The 18,643-nt window shown below is 56.1% G+C and carries 16 protein-coding genes; 3 read left to right on the plus strand and 13 right to left on the minus strand.

The features are described from left to right. Positions 1-5: 5 nt before the first annotated feature. The 13 genes from HEQ18_RS08660 to HEQ18_RS08720 all read right to left on the minus strand — a co-directional run bounded on the left by HEQ18_RS08660 (position 6) and on the right by HEQ18_RS08720 (position 16,252). Positions 6-263: a DUF3035 domain-containing protein gene (locus HEQ18_RS08660; protein WP_296200125.1), complete on the minus strand. Its 258-nt coding sequence runs from the start codon at positions 261-263 to the stop codon at positions 6-8. Beyond that, positions 260-814 (minus strand): signal peptidase II, encoded by a 555-nt coding sequence (gene lspA / locus HEQ18_RS08665; RefSeq protein ID WP_432814390.1) that lies wholly within the window; start codon positions 812-814, stop codon positions 260-262. The genes HEQ18_RS08660 and lspA overlap by 4 nt, the downstream gene beginning before the upstream one ends. 160 nt (positions 815-974) lie before the next feature. Next, positions 975-4,055, minus strand: a complete 3,081-nt coding sequence (ileS, locus tag HEQ18_RS08670; RefSeq protein WP_432814391.1) for an isoleucine--tRNA ligase — start codon at positions 4,053-4,055, stop codon at positions 975-977. 198 nt (positions 4,056-4,253) lie between these two features. Next, entirely contained in the window at positions 4,254-5,243 is a 990-nt protein-coding gene (locus HEQ18_RS08675; protein ID WP_432814392.1) for a glycerophosphodiester phosphodiesterase family protein, read from the minus strand. 79 nt (positions 5,244-5,322) lie between these two features. Then, entirely contained in the window at positions 5,323-6,255 is a 933-nt protein-coding gene (locus tag HEQ18_RS08680) for a bifunctional riboflavin kinase/FAD synthetase (RefSeq protein WP_432815980.1), read from the minus strand. A gap of 271 nt (positions 6,256-6,526) precedes the next feature. Further along, positions 6,527-7,024: a dihydrofolate reductase gene (locus tag HEQ18_RS08685; RefSeq protein ID WP_432814393.1), complete on the minus strand. Its 498-nt coding sequence runs from the start codon at positions 7,022-7,024 to the stop codon at positions 6,527-6,529. A 24-nt stretch (positions 7,025-7,048) separates the two neighbouring features. Continuing rightward, on the minus strand, positions 7,049-8,119 hold the full coding sequence (locus HEQ18_RS08690; RefSeq protein ID WP_432814394.1) for a 5-(carboxyamino)imidazole ribonucleotide synthase: 1,071 nt from the start codon (positions 8,117-8,119) through the stop codon (positions 7,049-7,051). 9 nt (positions 8,120-8,128) lie between these two features. Beyond that, a complete protein-coding gene (gene purE, locus HEQ18_RS08695) occupies positions 8,129-8,617 on the minus strand; it encodes a 5-(carboxyamino)imidazole ribonucleotide mutase (RefSeq protein WP_432814395.1) in 489 nt (162 codons plus the stop codon). 103 nt (positions 8,618-8,720) lie between these two features. After that, positions 8,721-9,404 (minus strand): 2,3-diphosphoglycerate-dependent phosphoglycerate mutase, encoded by a 684-nt coding sequence (gpmA, locus tag HEQ18_RS08700; RefSeq protein WP_397605911.1) that lies wholly within the window; start codon positions 9,402-9,404, stop codon positions 8,721-8,723. A 209-nt stretch (positions 9,405-9,613) separates the two neighbouring features. Then, positions 9,614-13,204 (minus strand): ABC transporter permease/M1 family aminopeptidase, encoded by a 3,591-nt coding sequence (locus HEQ18_RS08705; RefSeq protein ID WP_432814396.1) that lies wholly within the window; start codon positions 13,202-13,204, stop codon positions 9,614-9,616. Between the two features lie 15 nt (positions 13,205-13,219). Next, complete coding sequence (locus HEQ18_RS08710; protein ID WP_432814397.1) at positions 13,220-14,095, minus strand: ABC transporter ATP-binding protein; 876 nt, start codon at positions 14,093-14,095, stop codon at positions 13,220-13,222. A gap of 286 nt (positions 14,096-14,381) precedes the next feature. Continuing rightward, positions 14,382-15,518, minus strand: coding sequence for a M14 family metallopeptidase (locus HEQ18_RS08715; RefSeq protein WP_432814398.1), 1,137 nt, complete (start codon positions 15,516-15,518; stop codon positions 14,382-14,384). Between the two features lie 140 nt (positions 15,519-15,658). Further along, complete coding sequence (locus tag HEQ18_RS08720; RefSeq protein ID WP_432814399.1) at positions 15,659-16,252, minus strand: DUF4136 domain-containing protein; 594 nt, start codon at positions 16,250-16,252, stop codon at positions 15,659-15,661. A 153-nt stretch (positions 16,253-16,405) separates the two neighbouring features. Here HEQ18_RS08720 and ykgO point away from each other — a divergent pair, with 153 nt between their 5' ends. From ykgO to sucC, 3 genes are all read left to right on the plus strand, one after another. Next, a complete protein-coding gene (ykgO, locus tag HEQ18_RS08725; protein WP_125229386.1) occupies positions 16,406-16,531 on the plus strand; it encodes a type B 50S ribosomal protein L36 in 126 nt (41 codons plus the stop codon). Between the two features lie 123 nt (positions 16,532-16,654). Continuing rightward, complete coding sequence (locus tag HEQ18_RS08730; RefSeq protein ID WP_432814400.1) at positions 16,655-17,266, plus strand: HAD family hydrolase; 612 nt, start codon at positions 16,655-16,657, stop codon at positions 17,264-17,266. A gap of 162 nt (positions 17,267-17,428) precedes the next feature. Further along, a complete protein-coding gene (gene sucC / locus HEQ18_RS08735) occupies positions 17,429-18,637 on the plus strand; it encodes an ADP-forming succinate--CoA ligase subunit beta (RefSeq protein WP_432814401.1) in 1,209 nt (402 codons plus the stop codon). The last annotated feature ends 6 nt before the right edge of the window (positions 18,638-18,643 follow it).

The raw sequence follows: 18,643 nt of genomic DNA on the forward strand, positions 1-18,643 counted from the left end.
CCGGGTTACGGGCGAGGAGGCGTTGCAGGCGCAGTGCCGCCAAACATGGCGTCCAAAACCTGCTCCTTCGTGTCGCCATCCTGCGGACGCGGCGCGTTAGGGGTCGGCGTTGGCAAAGTGAAGGTCTTGGGGACCTCGATTGGCTTTGACCGGCTCACCGCAAATTCATCAGGGCGTTCGCGGTCATAGATGCTGGTCGTTCCGCAGCCCGAAAGCGCAAGAATAGCAACTGACGCCGCCGCTAAGATAGATATCCGCTTCATGACTTCTCCACTATGTCGGCATTACTTGCAGTTTCCTGAACATCAGGGCCGCGACCGGCGTCCTTGTCACCTATCAGGAACGCGCGGGCAAGCAATATCAATACGCCAATGCTGATGCAGGCGTCGGCCAGGTTGAATATGTAAAATGGTCGGAACGCACCAAAATGCAGATCGGCATAATCCACAACATAGCCGTAACGAACGCGGTCAACGATGTTCCCCAGCGCGCCGCCCAAGACCAATGACAAAGCCAGCACGTCGCCGCGCAGTTTCTCGCGCCACATCCACACGCCTACGCCCGCCGCAATCACCGTAGTCAGCGCAACCAGTGCCCAGCGTTCGCCATCACTATCCGCGGTGAGGAAACTCATCGAAACGCCGCGATTTTCGGCGTAGCGCAGATCGAAGAACGACACGATGTGAATGACACCACGCTCTTTCAACTGCAACGGCCCAAGCATCGCATATTTCACCATTTGATCCGCGATAAACACGAGGCTGGCGAGCATGAGGCCCTGCAGGCGGAATTTAGGGTTCGGGTTCGGATTCATGGTTATGTCCTAACCCACCAAAACCGCATCGTCACTATCAAACCCCAAAGCGTCACCCTGAACTTGTTTCAGGGTCCATTTATCATCCGCAACCGGCGGTTTGTTGGGCACGATGGATCCTGAAACAAGTTCAGGATGACAGAAGTGCGTGGAGGAAGTTTTACCCACCAACAACATCCGCACACCGACCGCACAAAGCGCCGTCCTCTGTAACCTCAGGCAGATGCCGCCAGCAGCGACCGCATTTGTGGTTGGTGGTTTTGGTGACGATCACAGAATCTGTTCCGGAAGCGATGTGGCACGATGAAGTAATTGCAATCTCCGCCATTTCCTCGGAGCTACAATGGCTTCTTGCCGTATCATCTGAGATTGACAGAACAACCTCAGCTTGAAGGCTTGATCCGATAGTTTTGTCACGCCGGAATGGCTCGATCGCTTCCGTGACCAATGATCGCGCTGATCTTATGTCCGCCCACTTTGCTTTCAACTTGAACGCGTCACCCTCGCGAAGGCGGGGGTCCAACTCCTGCCCTGTCCAAACATCACCACCAGGTGATGGATTCCCGCCTTCGCGGGAATGACGAAGTGTGGGCACTTCCGGCCAATCCGAAAAATGCACGCTGTCCGCATCCGCTCCAAATCGCGTCTGCCATACCTCTTCGCTGGTGAACACCAACACGGGCGCGGCGTAGCGGACGAGGGCGTGGAACAGCGTGTCCAGCACCGTGCGGTACGCCATGCGCTTTGGATCGGTCGCGGCATCGCAATAGAGGCAATCTTTACGGATATCGAAGAAAAAGGCCGACAGGTCTTCGTTGCAAAACTCGGTCAGCAAACGGACATAAGTGTTGAAGTCGAAGTCATTGACCGCCGTCTTCAACTTTGCATCCATGTCCGCCAGCAGATGGAGCATGTACCGCTCCAGTTCCGGCATGTCCGCCACCGCAACCTTCTCGACATCCGAAAACCCATCGAGCGCGCCCAGCAGATAGCGGAAGGTGTTGCGCAATTTGCGATATTGGTCGGACACGCCAGCAAGGATTTCCTTGCCAATGCGATGGTCCTCGGTGAAGTCCACGGTCAGCGCCCAAAGCCGCAAGATATCCGCGCCGCTGTCACGCATCAGGTCCAACGGGTTGATCGTATTGCCCAAGGACTTGGACATTTTCATGCCCTTTTGGTCCATGGTAAAACCATGCGTCAGCACGGCATTATAGGGCGCACGGCCCCTTGTGCCGCAGCTTTGCAAAAGGCTTGACTGGAACCAGCCACGATGTTGGTCGCTGCCTTCGAGATACAAATCCGCAGGCCATGACAGATCAGGCCAGCGCCCGCTTTCAAGCACAAAGGCATGGGTGCAGCCCGAATCGAACCACACATCCAATATGTCGGTTACGCGCTCATAATCAGCGAGAGCATAATCGCTGCCCAGATATTCTTGCGCGCGTTCGTCGGACCAACCATCGACGCCATTTTCGCGGATGCCGGCGATGATGCGCGCATTGACGCCCGCGTCGTCGAGATATTGGTTGGTTCCCTTTTTCACAAAAAGCGTAATCGGGACGCCCCATGCGCGTTGACGCGATAGCACCCAGTCGGGGCGGCCTTCGACCATCGACGACAGGCGATTGCGCCCCTTTTCAGGGATGAAGCGCGTTGCAGCGATGGCCTGCATCGCACGAGCGCGCAACCTATCCCCCTCTCCCCTTGCGGGAGAGGGTCGGGGAGAGGGGTTTAACGCCTTATCCATCGGCACAAACCATTGTGGGGTGCAGCGGTAGATCACCTTAGCCTTCGACCGCCAGCTATGCGGGTAACTGTGCTTGTAATCCGCCGACGCCGCAAGCAACCCGCCTGCTTCGCGCAGTGCCGTGCAGATAGGTCCATCCGGTGCGTTAAATTTAGGGTTGATGACCGACCCCTCACCGCCCAGCCAAGCCCAATCCGCACGATATTTGCCATCGGCTTCGACCGCAAAGACCGGATCAATGCCGTTCGCCTTGCACAGGTCGAAATCATCCTCGCCGTGGTCAGGTGCCATATGGACGAGGCCAGTACCGCTGTCGGTGGTAACAAAGTCGCCCGCGAGCATGGGGCGGGGTTTGGCAAAAAAGGCGATGCGGCGCTCAAACACTTCATCACTTAATTCGTCACCCCCGCGTAGGCGGGGGTCCAACACCTGATCTGTCGATTGTGCGGAGGTGTCAGGCGTTGGATTCCCGCCTGCGCGGGAATGACGAAGATAGTTGTAAATCGGATGGCGGACCATGGTTCCGGCTAGTTCGGAGCCTTTGAACTTCGCGCTCATTTCAACGAAACGATCAACACCAATTTCGCCCTCGGACTCCATGCGGATGTAATGAAGTCGCTTCTGGACTTCACCTCGGAGCTCTTCGGCAATCAGTATAGTGCGCTCGTCCTTATTGGTGTGCTTGTACCGGATGAGACGATAATCAACATCCGGCCCATAAGCGATCGCCTGATTGACAGGAATCGTCCAAGGCGTCGTTGTCCAGATCACTGCATGCGCGCCGACCAACTCCGCAATCGGGCTTTCGACAATCTCAAACGCCACATCGATCTGCGTCGAGACGATATCCTCATATTCAATCTCGGCCTCAGCCAACGCAGTCTTTTCAACCGGCGACCACATCACAGGTTTCGCCCCGCGATAGAGCTGGCCGCTTTCGGCAAATTTCAGCAGCTCGGCAACAATCGTTGCTTCGGCCTGAAAATCCATCGTCAGATAGGGATTGTCCCAATCGGCATTGATGCCCAGCCGCTTCAATTGCTCGCGCTGCGTATCGACCCAATGCTGTGCATAAGCGCGGCATTCGGCGCGGAACTCTTGCTGCGGCACTTCGTCCTTGTTCAACTTCTTCTTGCGATATTGCTCTTCGACCTTCCACTCAATGGGCAGGCCGTGACAATCCCAACCGGGCACATAAGGCGCGTCCTTGCCCAACAATGTCTGCGTGCGGACGACCATGTCTTTCAGAATATGGTTCAGGGCATGGCCGATATGCATGTCACCATTGGCGTAAGGCGGGCCGTCATGCAGGATGAACTTCTCGCGCCCACGGCGGCGGTTGCGCAGGTTCGCGTAGAAAGCCTGCTCTTGCCAGCGCGCCAATATCCCCGGCTCCTTCTGCGGAAGGCCAGCCTTCATCGGAAAGTCTGTCTTGGGCAAGAAGACGCTGTCGCGATAGTCTTGTTTCGGTGAGTCAGCAGGTTCGGTCATATCGTGCGGGTGCCTAAAGGATATGGCGCTGCAAATAAAGCCTGTATCCTTCCCATCGACTTGCGATGGGGAGGTGGCGCGCTGAAACCTAGTGGAAGCGTGACGGAGGAGCGTTCGCAATTACAGGCACCTCCACCCCTCGGCTCAAGCCGAGCGGTTCCCCTCCCCATCGCAAGTCGATGGAGAGGATTGGCATAGTCATCGCCGCAACGCTGGCCCGATGGCCCAAATGTCCTCAACCCAGATATACCCATTGTAGCTCGCCGGGATCTTGCCAAGATCATGGACATCGGAAAGCCCCTCGTTCGACTTGCCGCTTTCATGCGGCCCCACGACGATGATTTTCGCGCCGACGCCTTCCATGCGGGCGATCAGGCGGTTGGGCCAGCCCCACATTGGCCATTGATAATTGATGGGAATAACCAACACGCCGTTGCGGCAGCTTTCGGGAACAATGCCGGTCCAACCATAAAGGACATAGTCCTTGGTGCAGGACTTTGCCTCGTTTTTCATGTTAAAGGCCCAGTTTTTGGTCGCGAGCTGTCGTATGCGGTCCACTGGGCGCTGCGCGCCGTAAAAGGCATCACCAAGCTTTTCATAATCCCGGCCCGACGCTTTCAATATGGCGAACAACTGGTCCGCCTCATCGGAGTTTTTTGACTTGAAGTTGAACAGCAATGGCCGCGCGGGCATGGCCGCAAGGGCCTCTTCAACCGTCGGAATTTGGCCGATGCCCTTGCCACGCAGCGGGAATGACTTGCCGCCGTCGGCCGTATAGCCATAGCCAATGTCGAGTGCCTTTAGCTCCGATAGTGTCAGGTCGCGGGTTTCGCCTTTGCCATTGGTACGACAATCGACCGTCCAATCATGGAACAGAACCATTTTGCCGTCCTTGGTCGGCGCGACGTCAATTTCGACCATATCGCCCCCCAGCCCCGCCGCCATTTGGATCGAGGCAATAGTGTTTTCGAACACTTCATGATCGGGTGGGCGGATGAACCGCGCGGTGCAGGTGTCACGGCCAAATGCAGCACGTTTGTCATAGAGATGATACACGCCACGGTGCGCGATAAGCTTCGGCTTGCCCGCTGGCGTCGGCGCAAGCCAAGTAGCATTGAGCAGGGTCAGGCCGAGGAGAATGACCACAACGACTGACAAAGCTTGTTTTTTACGACGAGATAGATTCATAAAAGCTCCACACCAACGCTCTTGTCATTCCCGCGAAGGCGGGAATACATGGCCGAATGGCTGGATTATGAATAACCAATCAAGTCGTTGATAACAAGATGCTTTTTGCCAATGCACAATCCTTTGCCATTTGCTGTATCAACGCATCGAGGCTGTCAAACTTCGCCTCCCCACGAATGAAGGCGTGGAATTCGATTTCGATATTCTGGCCATATAAATCTTCGGCAAAGTCGAAGAAATGTGGCTCAAGCAATTCTTTGGGCGGGTCAAAGGTTGGGCGGATGCCCAGATTTGCCGCGCCGTTTAGCACGCGACCATCGGGCAAACGGCCCTTCACCGCATAAATGCCGTAACGCGGGCGCAGATAATGGCCCATGTCGATATTGGCGGTGGGAAAGCCCAGAAGACGACCGTTTTTGTCGCCATGTTGCACAATGCCTTGGACAGTAAAGGGTCGCGTGAGCAAGGCTGTCGCGGTTGCGCAGTTGCCGTCTTGCAACGCAGTGCGGACGCGGCTTGACGAGATGATGCCTGCATGATCGACCACTGGCCCCATCGCGGTGGAGGAAAGCCCGTGCGCGCTGCCAATTTGCCGCAGCACATCGATATTGCCGCCCCGTGCTTTGCCAAAGGTGAAGTCTTCGCCCGTGACAACGGCTGAAACCCCAAGCCGTTCGACAAGCAATTTGGCGATAAAATCTTCGGCACTGGTTGCCGCCAGTTCAGCATCAAAATCAAACACCAACATGGCGTCCGCGCCCGCGTCTTCGAAAAGCCGCCGCCGTTGGTCGATCGTCGTCAGCCGGAACCAGGGCGATTGCGGCGCGAAAAAGCGCACCGGATGCGGGTCAAAGGTGGCGATGACGGCTGGACGGCCAGCCGCCTTCGCCTGCGCAATGGCTTCGCCTGCGACCGCCTGATGCCCCAGATGAAAGCCGTCAAAATTGCCCAAAGCCATCACGCCGCCGCGCAGCGCGTCAGGCATCCGGTCTTTGGCGGAAAGGCGGGGGATCATCATATCGCGAAAAACCGCAGCCCTGAGCAGCAATCGTTTTGCGATTGCGTCCGTCGAAGGGTGGCTCTCGATCTTGCAACGCCCTTCGACTTTTCGTCGACGCTTCGCATCGACGGCTCAGGGCTACGGTTTTGCTTATTGGTCATTTTGCAACATTCGCCCTCGGCACCAAGCCAGCGCGGATAACACGCAGCGCGGATAGTGCGGCAATCAATATCGCCGGTATCCAGATTTTTTTACGCATAATCCCCCCTATGACCCCCGGCGTTTACGTCGCAGCGCGCCGCAACAACGTTACAAAATCATAGGCAGGAGCGCCGCCTTGGGCTGTATGGCTATCCCGGGCAATTTCTTGCCAGACCGACATGTCAAACGCAGGGACGGTCACATCACCATCGGGACTGGCCGCGATTTCGGTGAGCTCAACGCGGTCCGCCAGCGGCAGGAACAGGCCATAGATTTCGGCCCCACCGATGACGCAGACATGTGGCCCATTGGCGCGCTTCAATGCTTCCTCGACCGAATGCACAACTTCAGCGCCCTCCTCTTCCCAATCATGGTCGCGGGTCAGCACAATATGGCGGCGGCCCTCCAGCAAGCCCGGCAGGCTGTCAAAGGTCTTGCGACCCATGATCATGGGCCGCCCCTTGGTCACTTGCTTGAAATGGCGCAGGTCGGCCGGGATATGCCATGGCATGCCGCCATCCTTCCCGATTGTTCCATTAAAGGCGCGGGCGAGGACAAGAACGATTTCGGGATGATTCATATCCTTCGTCTTGCCGACTTTTTCTTACCTATACAAGCGGGTGACGTGGCCTATTTTTCGGCCGGGTCTTGCTTCTGCCTTGCCATATAGATGCAGATGCGCCGCCGGATCAGCCAGAATTTGTTCATAGCGCTCGCCGCCGTCGCCAATCAGGTTTTCCATTTCAACCCGCGCAGCGATCGTTTCCGTGGCACCTAAGGGCAATCCGCAAATGGCACGAATATGGTTTTCAAACTGGCTCGTGACTGCGCCCTCGATGGTCCAATGTCCGCTATTGTGCACGCGGGGGGCGATTTCGTTGAACAAGGGGCCTATCGCGCTGGCGAAGAATTCAGCGGTAAAGACGCCGACATAATCCAGCGCCGATGCGACCGCCGATGCCATATCACGCGCCGCTTGTTGCTGGCTTTCGACCAATGGCCCGGCTGGCAGTGTCGATTTTGCAAGGATGCCACCGATATGCAGATTTTGCGAACTATCCCAAAAATGGATTTCACCATCTTGGCCGCGGACCAATATGACCGAGAATTCCGCCTCAAACGACACCATGGCTTCGGCAATGAGCGGCTGTCCGCCTGTGCGTTCCCACGCACCCTTTATGTCACCCTCGTCCATGATCCGCGACTGGCCTTTGCCGTCATAGCCGAAGCGAATGGTTTTCAAGACGCACGGGATGCCCACAGCCGCAATCGCAGCGGGTAAGGCGCTTTCGTCCTGCGCAGTCGCAAACTCCGCGGTTTTCCCGCCAAGTGCACGGACAAACTGCTTTTCGACGGCGCGATCCTGCGCCACTTCAAGCGCCTTAAGCGGCGGGTATACCGGAACAAGGCCAGTGATCGATTCGAGCGGCGTCACGGGCACATTTTCAAATTCGAATGTCACCACGTCGCAAGCTATTGCAAACGCCTTCAACGCGACCAGATCATCATATTCGGCGACCGTATAAGCGGCGGTGACATCGCAGGCGACATTGTCCCCGGGCGGCGCATAAATATGGCAGCGATAACCCAATTGCGCAGCCGCAGTCGCCAGCATACGGCCAAGCTGACCACCGCCCAATATGCCAATCGTCGATCCGGGAGGTAATGCCGCCATAAATGCGCCTTATTCGGGCGTTTCGGCGACCGAAGCCGTCTGCGCCGCACGCCAAGCGTCCAAGCGTTCGGCCAGCGCAGTATCTTCATTCGCCAGCATTGCCGCCGCCAAAAGCGCCGCGTTGGTTGCGCCTGCCTTACCAATGGCCAATGTACCAACCGGAATGCCTGCCGGCATTTGCACGATGGACAAAAGGCTGTCCATGCCGTCCAGCGCCTTGGATTGCACAGGCACGCCCAACACCGGCAGCCGCGTCATGGATGCCGCCATGCCGGGCAAATGCGCCGCGCCCCCTGCGCCCGCAATGATGCATTTCAAGCCTCGCCCGACTGCGCTTTTTGCATAATCATAAAGACGTTCGGGCGTGCGATGCGCAGACACCACTTTGCATTCATGGGGAATATGCAGTGCAGCAAGCGTCGCAGAAGCCTCTCGCATTGTCTCCCAGTCCGAACGGCTTCCCATGATGATGCCAATGATCGGCGCTGCGTCGGTCATATGTCACTCCCCTGACAAGTTCGATGGCCATGGCCTTAGCCTTGTGGTGCCAAAGGCGCAATCCAGCAACGCGGCGTTAACCGCCCGAATGCTTAAAGTGAACTTAATGCTCGGACAGATAGTAATATTCACCGTTCAGATGGTCGTCCAATTCATAGATGATTGGCTGACCCGTCGGGATTTCCAAGCCGTTAATGTCGGCATCGGAGATACCCGACAGATGCTTGACGAGCGCGCGCAGGCTATTGCCATGCGCCGAAATCAATACGGTTTTTCCGGCCTGTAATTCAGGCACTATCGCGCTGTCCCAATAAGGCAGCACACGGTTAATGGTGTCTTTGAGGCTTTCTGACGCCGGAATATTGATGCCGGCATAACGCGGGTCATTGGACAGGTCATAAGGCGATCCTGCCGCAAGCGGCGGCGGCGGAATATCGAAACTGCGGCGCCAGATCTTCACCTGATCCGCGCCATGCTTTGCCGCTGTCTCTGCTTTATCCAGGCCCGTTAGCCCGCCATAATGCCGTTCGTTCAACTGCCAATTCTTCGTCACCGGAACCCACAGGCGCCCCATGGCCTCCAGCGCCAGATTCAGCGTCTTGATTGCCCGTGTCTGCACGCTGGTAAAGGCGGTGTCGGGCGCGATGCCCTTTTCCTTCATAAGCTCGCCTGCCGCCCAAGCCTCAGCCGCACCTTTTTCGGTGACATCGACATCCCACCAACCAGTGAAGCGGTTTTCAAGGTTCCACTGCGATTGGCCGTGACGGATGAGGATAAGTTTTGGCATGAGAGGCTCCTGAATCATATGCCCGCGCCCTAACGCAAGTTGGTTAAATCGCCAAGGTCGCGAGGCATTCGCGGGAGTGAAGCCATTGCGCGCATTCCGAATCCTTGTCCTGGCAAGTTGTCCAACCTTGCGACCGCGCACCAGCATCCGGGCTCAGCGCATAAATTGTAGGCATCAATCGACTGAAACCGACGCCTACACGAAGGACATTAACCCGTCACATCCACCACATTGTCATCCGAATTTTTGTCGATGTAAAAATTATACGGATCGACCCCGGCAAATTTCGGTTTAATTTTTGAGGTGATGACAATTGTCTGCACGCCGTTCTTTACTGGCTTGCGTTCGATAGAGACCACGTCATTCTTACCGAACGCGCCGATGCCCGGGCGACCGCCAAATAGACCGATTTCGATTGATTCCGCCAGCGGTGCGGACTTTTCATTGCCCTTGGCGTCGGCATAATATTTGGCTGCTTCGATGCTAATCGACGTCTGCCACAAGCCGTTCGCCAACTTTGCGGTCTTAGCCTCTTTCGCCTTCAAATCGTAAATCGTAATCTTCTCGAACAGGTCGGTAATCAGCGCTTGTTGTTCGGGCGTGGTCGCTTCCTTGCGCAATTCGGTAATCAGATCGACCGAGCGGTGGAAAGGAGCGCCCTTGAACTTCCATGTCTGAATGAAGCGAGCCAGCGCTCGGTTGACTGCGGCTTCGCCCAGCCGTTCCTGCAACAGGTACATGACCAATGAACCTTTGCGGTAATGGACATAGCCCTGATTTTCGACGCGGTAGAGGGGTTGTTCGCCAATGGCATCGCCCTTGCGTCCGCTCAGATAATTGTCGAGTTCGTATTTCAGGAAACGGCGGATCTTGTCCTTGCCATACAGCTTTTTCATCACCATCAGCGCCGAGTATTGCGCCAGCGTTTCGGACGTTACCGTCACCCCTTGCATGTCGGCACCGACCACCTGATGCGCCCAATATTGGTGCGCGAGTTCGTGCGCGGTAACGTAGGTCACGTAATCAATCGAGTCCTTGTCAGTCACGTCGGCGGCAAAGCCGATGCTTTCCGAATAAGGCATAGTCCCGGCAAAAGCCTGCGCGAACGACTGGTAGCCTGGGAATTCGATGATGCGGGCATGGTCGAACTGATAGGGTCCGAAATTGGTCCGGAAATAATCCAAGCCCGCCTCAAGTGCGCCAAGCATCGCCGGCACGTTCCATTCGTGGCGCGGGTCGTGATAGATTGACAGCTTGATGCCGTCATGCGTGCGCTCGGTAAGCTTATATCGCGCCGACTGCACCGACAGGAAATTTTGAATGGGGGCGCTGGAGACGAAATGCGCGGTGCGGCGACCATTTTTGTTGGTGTCCGCCAGCTTGCGTCCCGGTGCAATCGGTGTCTGGTCGGCATCGGTCGTAACGGTGATATCGGACATCACCCAATCGGTGCGAATGTAGTTCTCGCGGGTAGCGCTCATGTCTTCGAGCTTGGCCATGCGAAGTTCCGCGGGAAGGCCTTGACGCCTCCGGACGGTGCGGTCCTGCAGTAAGGCTGACCGGTTCATTCCGATTATCGGCGCAAACACGAAATTGTTGACGAAAGTACCGTTGAGGTTAACTTCAGTGGCTGGGGCACCGTTTCGGAAGCCCTTGTGGTGGAGGCGCGACGCGAAATCGAGTGATGCCTCACCGCCTGGCTGCAAGGGTTGGTCGAAACGGAAAATGCGGTATCCAAATTTTTTGTCATCCGTCGCTAGCTTTGCGCCAGAAAGTACAAGCTTGGTATATTCCACATCACGGCTGTCTTGGCGCACATGCACCTCGTATATCGGCGCTGCGGTTTCGTTGCGCATCTGGTAGCTGCCAATCACTTCCATGCGGCGATCTTTAGGGAATATCTGCACATCCAGTTCGACCGATTTGACCACCGGACGCGGCAGATTTTCATATTTCAGATATTTCTTTTCATAATCGGCGAGGAATTTTTCGGCCTCGTCGCTGGTTTCATAGCGGTTGAGGATTTTGAAATTATAATAAGCGTAGCTGCCCGTCCCGATCATCGCCACGACCGCCGCGCCGATCAATCCGAGCGGTGCGCCGCGAAGGCCGGGGCGGATGCGCTTTAGGCGGCTGCGCCAGCGTGTGTCCGTGCCACGCGGCCAGACGAGATGCGCAATCACCAACAGGATGACTCCAAAGGCCAGCCAATAAACGCGCAGTACCCAGGCGCCGAAACTGAACCCGCCGCTTCCGTTCATGTCGCTCAGCGGTTCGGCGGGGGTAGCGCCATAATCGTAAAGCGCGTTCGAATAGCCCAAATTGGAGAGAAAAATGCCTACGATGAAATAGACGAGGAACAGGCCCCAGCCGACATATTTATTCGGACTCAATGCTTGGAAAAATACCGCGAGGACAGCAGTCATCAGCATCTCGACCGTCACCGGTATGATGAACCAGCCAAAATAGCTGGCAATGCCAAAATCGGCCGCGCCTTTTATCAGTTGGAAGATAAGGCCGGTTGCCATTGCGACCAAGTTGATGAGCAACAGGACGACAAGGATCGCGAAGACCTTGGGAATGGTGATGATCCAATTCGCCGCAGGCGTCGAATCGATGATCTCGCTGATTTTTACATCGCGCTCGCGCCAGACGAGTTCGCCGCCGTAAAAAACCGCGATGATCAAAAGGAAAAGCGAGAAGCCCGAGATGATGTTTGTGATGATATCTGCGGTGAGCGGGTGCGACGGCGTGCCGTAGAGCGTCTCCGTCAGCCAAAGTCCTGCTGCAGCATAGATGACCCCAAGCAACAACAGCACAATCAAGCCTGGACTGCGCAAGACCTGCATGATCTCAGTCTTCAGTCGCACCATGAACTGCGCGCGCGTCGTCGCTCCATCGAAGCGCTGTGTCGCCTTTGTCAACGCAATCTGCGTCGGTGCAGCTTCAACTTCGGACGCCCGCTGCCGCGCCAGTTTCTTCAAAAGGCGTTTTGACGGTGCACGTTCTTCCATCGAAAAGCGCCAATAGGTCAGCGCCAGCAGCACCGCCGAAATTGCCAGAACCAGCCCGCGGTTAAACAGCACGTTGTCGTCCAGCGGCAACAGTTTCGAATTCATGTCGGCTGCGGTCCAGTAGCGCGTTGCTTCCGCCAGCGCGCCGAAACCGAGCGGCTCATACTGCGCCATCAATTGCTGATATTCGACCTTTGATCCGAGTATCGAGGTAGCGATCAGATACCCCATCACGAACACTACAACGCCGATATAGCTCCACAACATTGAGCGCGTGACCGTCGCCAGCCCGAACAATAGGCTGCTGGCAAGGATGATGTTGGGGATCGCAAGGATAAGATACGGCCAGAGATAAAAGGCCGGATTTTGCGGACCGACAGTCTCTGCATCGACCCAAGGCATCACCGACCCAAAAAACATGCCCACGGGAATGGCGAGATAACCGATCAGCGCGATGGCCAAACCGCCAAGAAAGCGCCCCATCACATAATTGGTTTTGCCGATTGAGGTCGACTTGATGATTGGACCAAAACCGCTGCTGTCATCGCGGACGATTGCGTTGGCGACGAAGGAGGTGATGACGAACAGATAAAACAGCGAGGACACCGCGAGCATCGAAGCAATCGCAAAGGGCGCATTTTCATGCACTGTACCCGGCGTGCCGATGCTGACATTCTCGCTCGCGGTTACGCCGAAGCCGAGCAGGAAAAACAGGAAGAGCGACACCCAGAAAACCGGGTTGCGCAACTGGTAACGCAATTCGAAACGCGCGACGCCTATCAACATGACCAGATCCCCCGCTTAAGCCGCGCGACGCAGGTCGGCGAGCGTGGTGAAGTAGACATCCTCCAACCCCGCCTCGACATCGTCGAAACCTTTTGGCTTACTGTCCGCAAGGATGTGGATGATGGTGCGTCCGGCGAACAGCCGGGTCGAAATCACCTGATATTGTTCTTGATACGCCTCCAGATCCTCGCGCGCGATGGTCTTTTTCCAAACGCGGCCATTTGTCGCGGCGATGAGGTCGAGCGGCGCGCCTTCAAGTTGCACCTTGCCGCCCGCCAGCACCGCCATGCGCGGGCAAAGGTCGGCAACATCGTCTACGATATGCGTGGACAGGATGATGACGACATTGTCGCTGATGCCGGCGAGCAGGTTAAGGAAACGGTTGCGTTCTTCAGGGTCAAGTCCGGCGGTCGGTTCATCTACGATGATCAGTTCGGGGTTGCCGATCAGCGCCTGCGCTATCCCGAACCGTTGCCGCATCCCACCCGAAAAACCGGCAATGAAGTTTCTGCGATGGTTCCACAAATTGGTCTGGTGCAGCAGCGTTTCGACAACTGCCTTGCGCTCGCTTTTGACGGATATGCCCTTCAGCACCGCCATATGGTCGAGCATGTCGAAGGCGGTCACACGAGGATAAACGCCGAAATCCTGCGGCAGATAGCCGAGTTTCCGCCGCAATTGATCAGGACTTGCCAATATATCGAGATCACCAAAGCGGATCGCGCCCTCGGTGGGCGTCTGCAGCGTCGCAATGGTTCGCATCAGTGTAGATTTGCCCGCGCCATTGGGCCCGAGTAGACCATACATACCACGCGGTATCGACAGGCTAACATTATCGAGCGCCCGTGTTCCGTTTGCATACACATGGCTTACACCACTGATTTCGAGCATTAATTCCTCCTGTATTACCTGCCTACTACAGTGAATGGATCAATGTCAAAATAAATTCGTTTTCGACAAACGACATTCGGTGCTCGACGAGTAACATTTCCCTGATCGCGCAGTGAAACTGTCGCGCCGACAATCCTGCCCCTATTTGTCGGTATAATAGAATTTGAAATCGGCGGTTTCGTCCTGCCTCCGGCACGACGGTATATCCGCTGATGGATAGAGCAGCAATCAAGCTGGACTTTCCGCCGCCTGAAAACCCTGTGATGGGGTATCGGCAAGGTGCTACTCAAACCATCTCCGCCAAGGTCGCGAGGCATTCGCGGGCGAGTAATCGGCAGCGTTCGGGGGACCAGCCTTGGTCGGGGTCGTTGCCGTGGACGGTGTCCTTATAAGGCATTTCCAACGTCATGGAGACACATTGATGCGACGGGCCAAAGCGTTCGGCCAATTGGTTCGTCGACATCGACAGATTGGCTTTGCCGGGACCAGCTTTGGTATAACCCAGCGCGGTCTGAAAATCGGGGGTGCGGGCCGAAAGGCGGTTGATGAAAGCATTATAGCGATCACCCTGATCATCGGTCCATGACGGAATGCCTTCAAACCCCGCCATAAATGCCGCTGGAATCGCTTCATCGCCATGAATGTCCATGGCCCAATGCACGCCTGATTCATCCATCGCGTTGCGGATAGCCAACACTTCGGGGCTACGCTGCGCCGACGGTTCGGCCCATTCACGGTTCAAGTTAACGCCCAGATAATTGGTCCGCAAATGCCCACGGCAGCTTCCATCCGGATTGCAATTGGGCACAATGTGAAAGCGGCATTGATCGAGCAGTCGACGCGTATGCGGGTCGCTTAGGTCCGTCAGCATGTCGATGGCGCCTTCCATCCAATATTCGGCCTGAGTCTCGCCCGGATGCTGCCGCGCATAGAGCCAGACCTGCGTATCGCCATGGCCCATTTCGAGGCAATCAATAGGCTGGCCTTCGATGCTGTGGCCAAGGCAGCGATAGGTCACGCCTTCCAGCGATGCCGTCTCGGCAATCAAATCATGGTGGCGTTCCATGCCATAGGGAGCGAAATAAGCAAACCATGCAAGATCGCTTGCAGGGGTGTAACGGATGGTCAACGTCCCGCCATCTTTTGCCTTGTCATAGGTCGTATCGGCGCGGCCCCAATAATCGCGGTCTTCGGAGACGCAAGCCCGGTAATCGGGCCAGCCACCGGGATAGGCGCTGCCTTCGAGTCCGGTAATCCGCAACACGAGTTCTTCGCCCGCGGTGCATGCAACGCGGAAGTGAAACCACTGCGCGAATTCCGAATCCTTGTCCTTGCGGATGCCCAGCGTGGCGACATTGTCGTCGATGGCGTGAACGATGATGTTGCCGCTGTCGAAGGCGGCATTGATGTCAGTAATCGGCATAAAATCTTACTTCCCCACTTTGTCATTCCCGCGAAAGCGGGAATCCATGGACTGACCGCGCAGCAAGCTGCGCCGGTGTGTTGATACGAGAGCTCAGCTAATGGATTCCCGCTTTCGCGGGAATGACAATGTCTGGCTGTTCATGGCACGCGGATAGTCTCACCCGACACGCCGGGGAAGTCCTTAAACAAGGCTTCGGCCAATTTTGATGCGGCGATGCCGGGTTGCGCGGCGGGTGAGCCAACCTTGGCAGCTTGCACCGCCGTGCCCTCCCAAATCACCAATTGGTCGCTGCGTCTGATAATGCGCACCGCCAATGTCGTCTGCAATTGCGTTGCCGAACCACCACCAAGATTGATACCGAGGCCCAAGCCGACGCCCGACCCATAAGTGCCCGTAGAACCGCCTACGCCAACTGAAACTGGCGAACGGCGGTCCGGACGGATCATTGTCGCGCCAAAGCGTATCTCGGCAACAACATCGCTTTTCCCGGCTTGATTACGATAGCCGACACGCTGCATTTCGCGCGCAACCGCCGCAAGATAAGGCGAGGCCGATAGAGCGCGATCAGACGCCGACTCGCCAGCAACCTCAACAATGAAACTGCCATTGCCATAGAACACGCCTTCGGCCGCGCGGTTAAAGCGCGTAACCTCAACAGGGCCAGTGGGGACAACACAAGCCGTCAGCAGCGAAAGGGCGAGAAGTGGCAATATTCGGGCGGCTTTCATCATGGTCCTATTCTTAGGCGCGTCATATATCATGGCAAGCTATGTATGGAGGCTGAATCGGATAAAACCGCCAATCACGCTTGACTTTCCAGTGCCCGACCCATAGGAGCGCGCCTTCAATTCAAGCTTCTTGCATTTATTAGACGGGTAAATCCGATGAAAGTCGTTAATTCTCTGAAGTCGCTCAAGGGCCGCCATCGCGATAACCGCGTGATTCGTCGCCGGGGCCGCACCTATGTCATCAACAAGACCCAACCACGCTTCAAGGCGCGCCAGGGTTAATTTGGTCCTGCCTGCGCAATGCGGGCAGTTGGATGAGGCAAAATGCCGCTCCGAATCTGATTCGCGGGCGGTTTTTTTGCGCCTTAGCCTTGGCTAAGTCCTTCCTGCGAAGAGGTGCAATGCATGGCCAAGATAACTACCGCCGTCTTTGATGTCGGCAAAGTGCTGTTCGAATGGGATCTGAGACATCTTTTTGCAAAGCTGATTACGGACAAGAACGAACTGGAATATTTCATCTCAGCAATTGTGACGCCCGAATGGCATTTTCAGCATGATGCGGGTCGCGCTTTGGACGATATGGTTGCCGAGCGGATTGCTGAATTTCCAGAATATGCCGCGTTGATTGCGGCCTACGCCACCCGTTTCAATGAGACCATTCCCGGACCCGTCACAGGGTCACTGGAGATCGTGCAGGAACTCGCCGAACGCGGCGTGCCGTTGTTTGCGATAACCAATTTCGGCGCTGAGTTTTGGGATATGTTTCGCCCCACCCAGCCGATATTCGACCGTTTTCAGGACATAATCGTGTCGGGAGTCGAAAAATTGGTGAAGCCTGACCCCGCCATTTACGCGCTGGCGTTGCAGCGTTTCGGACTAAAGTCGGGCGAGGCGATTTTTATCGACGATAATCATGACAATGTCATCAGCGCGCGCGAAAACGGTTTTGCGGCGCATCATTTTACGGATGCCGAGTCCCTTCGTCGTGAATTGGTTGCCTTGGATTTATTACTTTAGTTTTTTCACGCAGATGCGCGGAGGGCGAAGAGATTGGGACATATTCTGCGCGCCCTCTGCGCCTCTGCGTGAACCAAAAAACATCGGCGCAAGCCCTTCCATTCATGGCGCGTCTGTGCTTAAGCATCCGCCGAAGCTCTCTTTTTCAGGACGCCATCTCCTATGAATATCCATGAATATCAGGCCAAAGAATTGCTCGCAAAGTTCGGTGTGGCTGTGCCCGCCGGTATCGCGGCATTGAGCGTGGAAGATGCGGTTGCCGCCGCTAAGCAGCTTCCCGGCCCGCTTTACGTCGTGAAGTCGCAGATTCATGCTGGTGGACGCGGCAAGGGCAAGTTCAAGGAATTGGGACCTGATGCAAAGGGCGGCGTTCGCTTGGCCTTCAACCTCGACGAAGTGGAATCGCATGCAAAGGAAATGCTGGGTAACACGCTGGTGACCATCCAGACGGGTCCAGAAGGCAAGCAGGTCAACCGCCTATACATCACCGATGGCGCCGACATTAAGCAGGAATTCTACCTCGCTTTGCTCGTCGACCGAGCAACAAGCCGTATCGCGGTTGTTGCCTCGACCGAAGGCGGCATGAACATCGAAGACGTGGCGCATGACAGCCCCGAGAAAATCCACACCATATTGATTGATCCCGCCACTGGCCTTCAACCCCATCATGGGCGCAGCGTTGCCAAGGCACTTGGCCTGACGGGCGACTTGGCCAAGCAGGCGCAAACTGTGCTTGCCGGTCTCTACAGCGCGTTCATCGGCACCGATGCCGAACAGATCGAAATCAACCCGCTTGCGGTGTGCGAAGGCAAGAATGGCGACGCGCTTCTTGTGCTTGATGCCAAGGTCAGTTTTGACGGCAATGCGATGTTCCGTCACAAGGACCTCGCCGAACTGCGCGATTTGACCGAAGAAGACCCTGCCGAAGTCGAAGCGTCGGAATATGATCTGGCTTACATTAAACTCGACGGCAATATCGGCTGCATGGTCAATGGCGCTGGCCTTGCCATGGCGACGATGGACATTATCAAGTTGAATGGCGAATTTCCTGCCAATTTCCTCGACGTCGGCGGCGGCGCTTCGAAGGAAAAGGTTACCGCCGCGTTCAAGATCATTTTGAAGGACCCTGCCGTAAAGGGTATTTTGGTCAATATATTCGGCGGCATCATGAAATGCGACATCATCGCCGATGGTATCGTTGCTGCGGCCAAGGAAGTGAACCTGTCAGTGCCGCTCGTTGTCCGCCTTGAAGGCACCAATGTGCAGCAGGGTAAGGACATCTTGGCCAATAGCGGCCTGCCCATCGTATCGGCTAACGACCTTGGCGATGCGGCGGAGAAAATTGTCGCGGAAGTCCGCAAAGCGGCGTAGGATAAC

The sequence above is a fragment of the Sphingorhabdus sp. genome, from assembly GCF_050921905.1.
GTDB lineage: Bacteria > Pseudomonadota > Alphaproteobacteria > Sphingomonadales > Sphingomonadaceae > Sphingorhabdus_B.

Excerpts from the sequence above, each read along its gene's own strand:
- HEQ18_RS08660 (WP_296200125.1), bottom strand. The coding sequence starts at position 263 with ATGAAGCGGATATCTATCTTAGCGGCGGCGTCAGTTGCTATTCTTGCG.
- lspA (WP_432814390.1), bottom strand. The coding sequence starts at position 814 with ATGAATCCGAACCCGAACCCTAAATTCCGCCTGCAGGGCCTCATGCTC.
- ileS (WP_432814391.1), bottom strand. The coding sequence starts at position 4,055 with ATGACCGAACCTGCTGACTCACCGAAACAAGACTATCGCGACAGCGTC.
- HEQ18_RS08675 (WP_432814392.1), bottom strand. The coding sequence starts at position 5,243 with ATGAATCTATCTCGTCGTAAAAAACAAGCTTTGTCAGTCGTTGTGGTC.
- HEQ18_RS08685 (WP_432814393.1), bottom strand. The coding sequence starts at position 7,024 with ATGAATCATCCCGAAATCGTTCTTGTCCTCGCCCGCGCCTTTAATGGA.
- HEQ18_RS08690 (WP_432814394.1), bottom strand. The coding sequence starts at position 8,119 with ATGGCGGCATTACCTCCCGGATCGACGATTGGCATATTGGGCGGTGGT.
- purE (WP_432814395.1), bottom strand. The coding sequence starts at position 8,617 with ATGACCGACGCAGCGCCGATCATTGGCATCATCATGGGAAGCCGTTCG.
- gpmA (WP_397605911.1), bottom strand. The coding sequence starts at position 9,404 with ATGCCAAAACTTATCCTCATCCGTCACGGCCAATCGCAGTGGAACCTT.
- HEQ18_RS08705 (WP_432814396.1), bottom strand. The coding sequence starts at position 13,204 with ATGTTGATAGGCGTCGCGCGTTTCGAATTGCGTTACCAGTTGCGCAAC.
- HEQ18_RS08710 (WP_432814397.1), bottom strand. The coding sequence starts at position 14,095 with ATGCTCGAAATCAGTGGTGTAAGCCATGTGTATGCAAACGGAACACGG.
- HEQ18_RS08715 (WP_432814398.1), bottom strand. The coding sequence starts at position 15,518 with ATGCCGATTACTGACATCAATGCCGCCTTCGACAGCGGCAACATCATC.
- HEQ18_RS08720 (WP_432814399.1), bottom strand. The coding sequence starts at position 16,252 with ATGATGAAAGCCGCCCGAATATTGCCACTTCTCGCCCTTTCGCTGCTG.
- ykgO (WP_125229386.1), top strand. The coding sequence starts at position 16,406 with ATGAAAGTCGTTAATTCTCTGAAGTCGCTCAAGGGCCGCCATCGCGAT.
- HEQ18_RS08730 (WP_432814400.1), top strand. The coding sequence starts at position 16,655 with ATGGCCAAGATAACTACCGCCGTCTTTGATGTCGGCAAAGTGCTGTTC.
- sucC (WP_432814401.1), top strand. The coding sequence starts at position 17,429 with ATGAATATCCATGAATATCAGGCCAAAGAATTGCTCGCAAAGTTCGGT.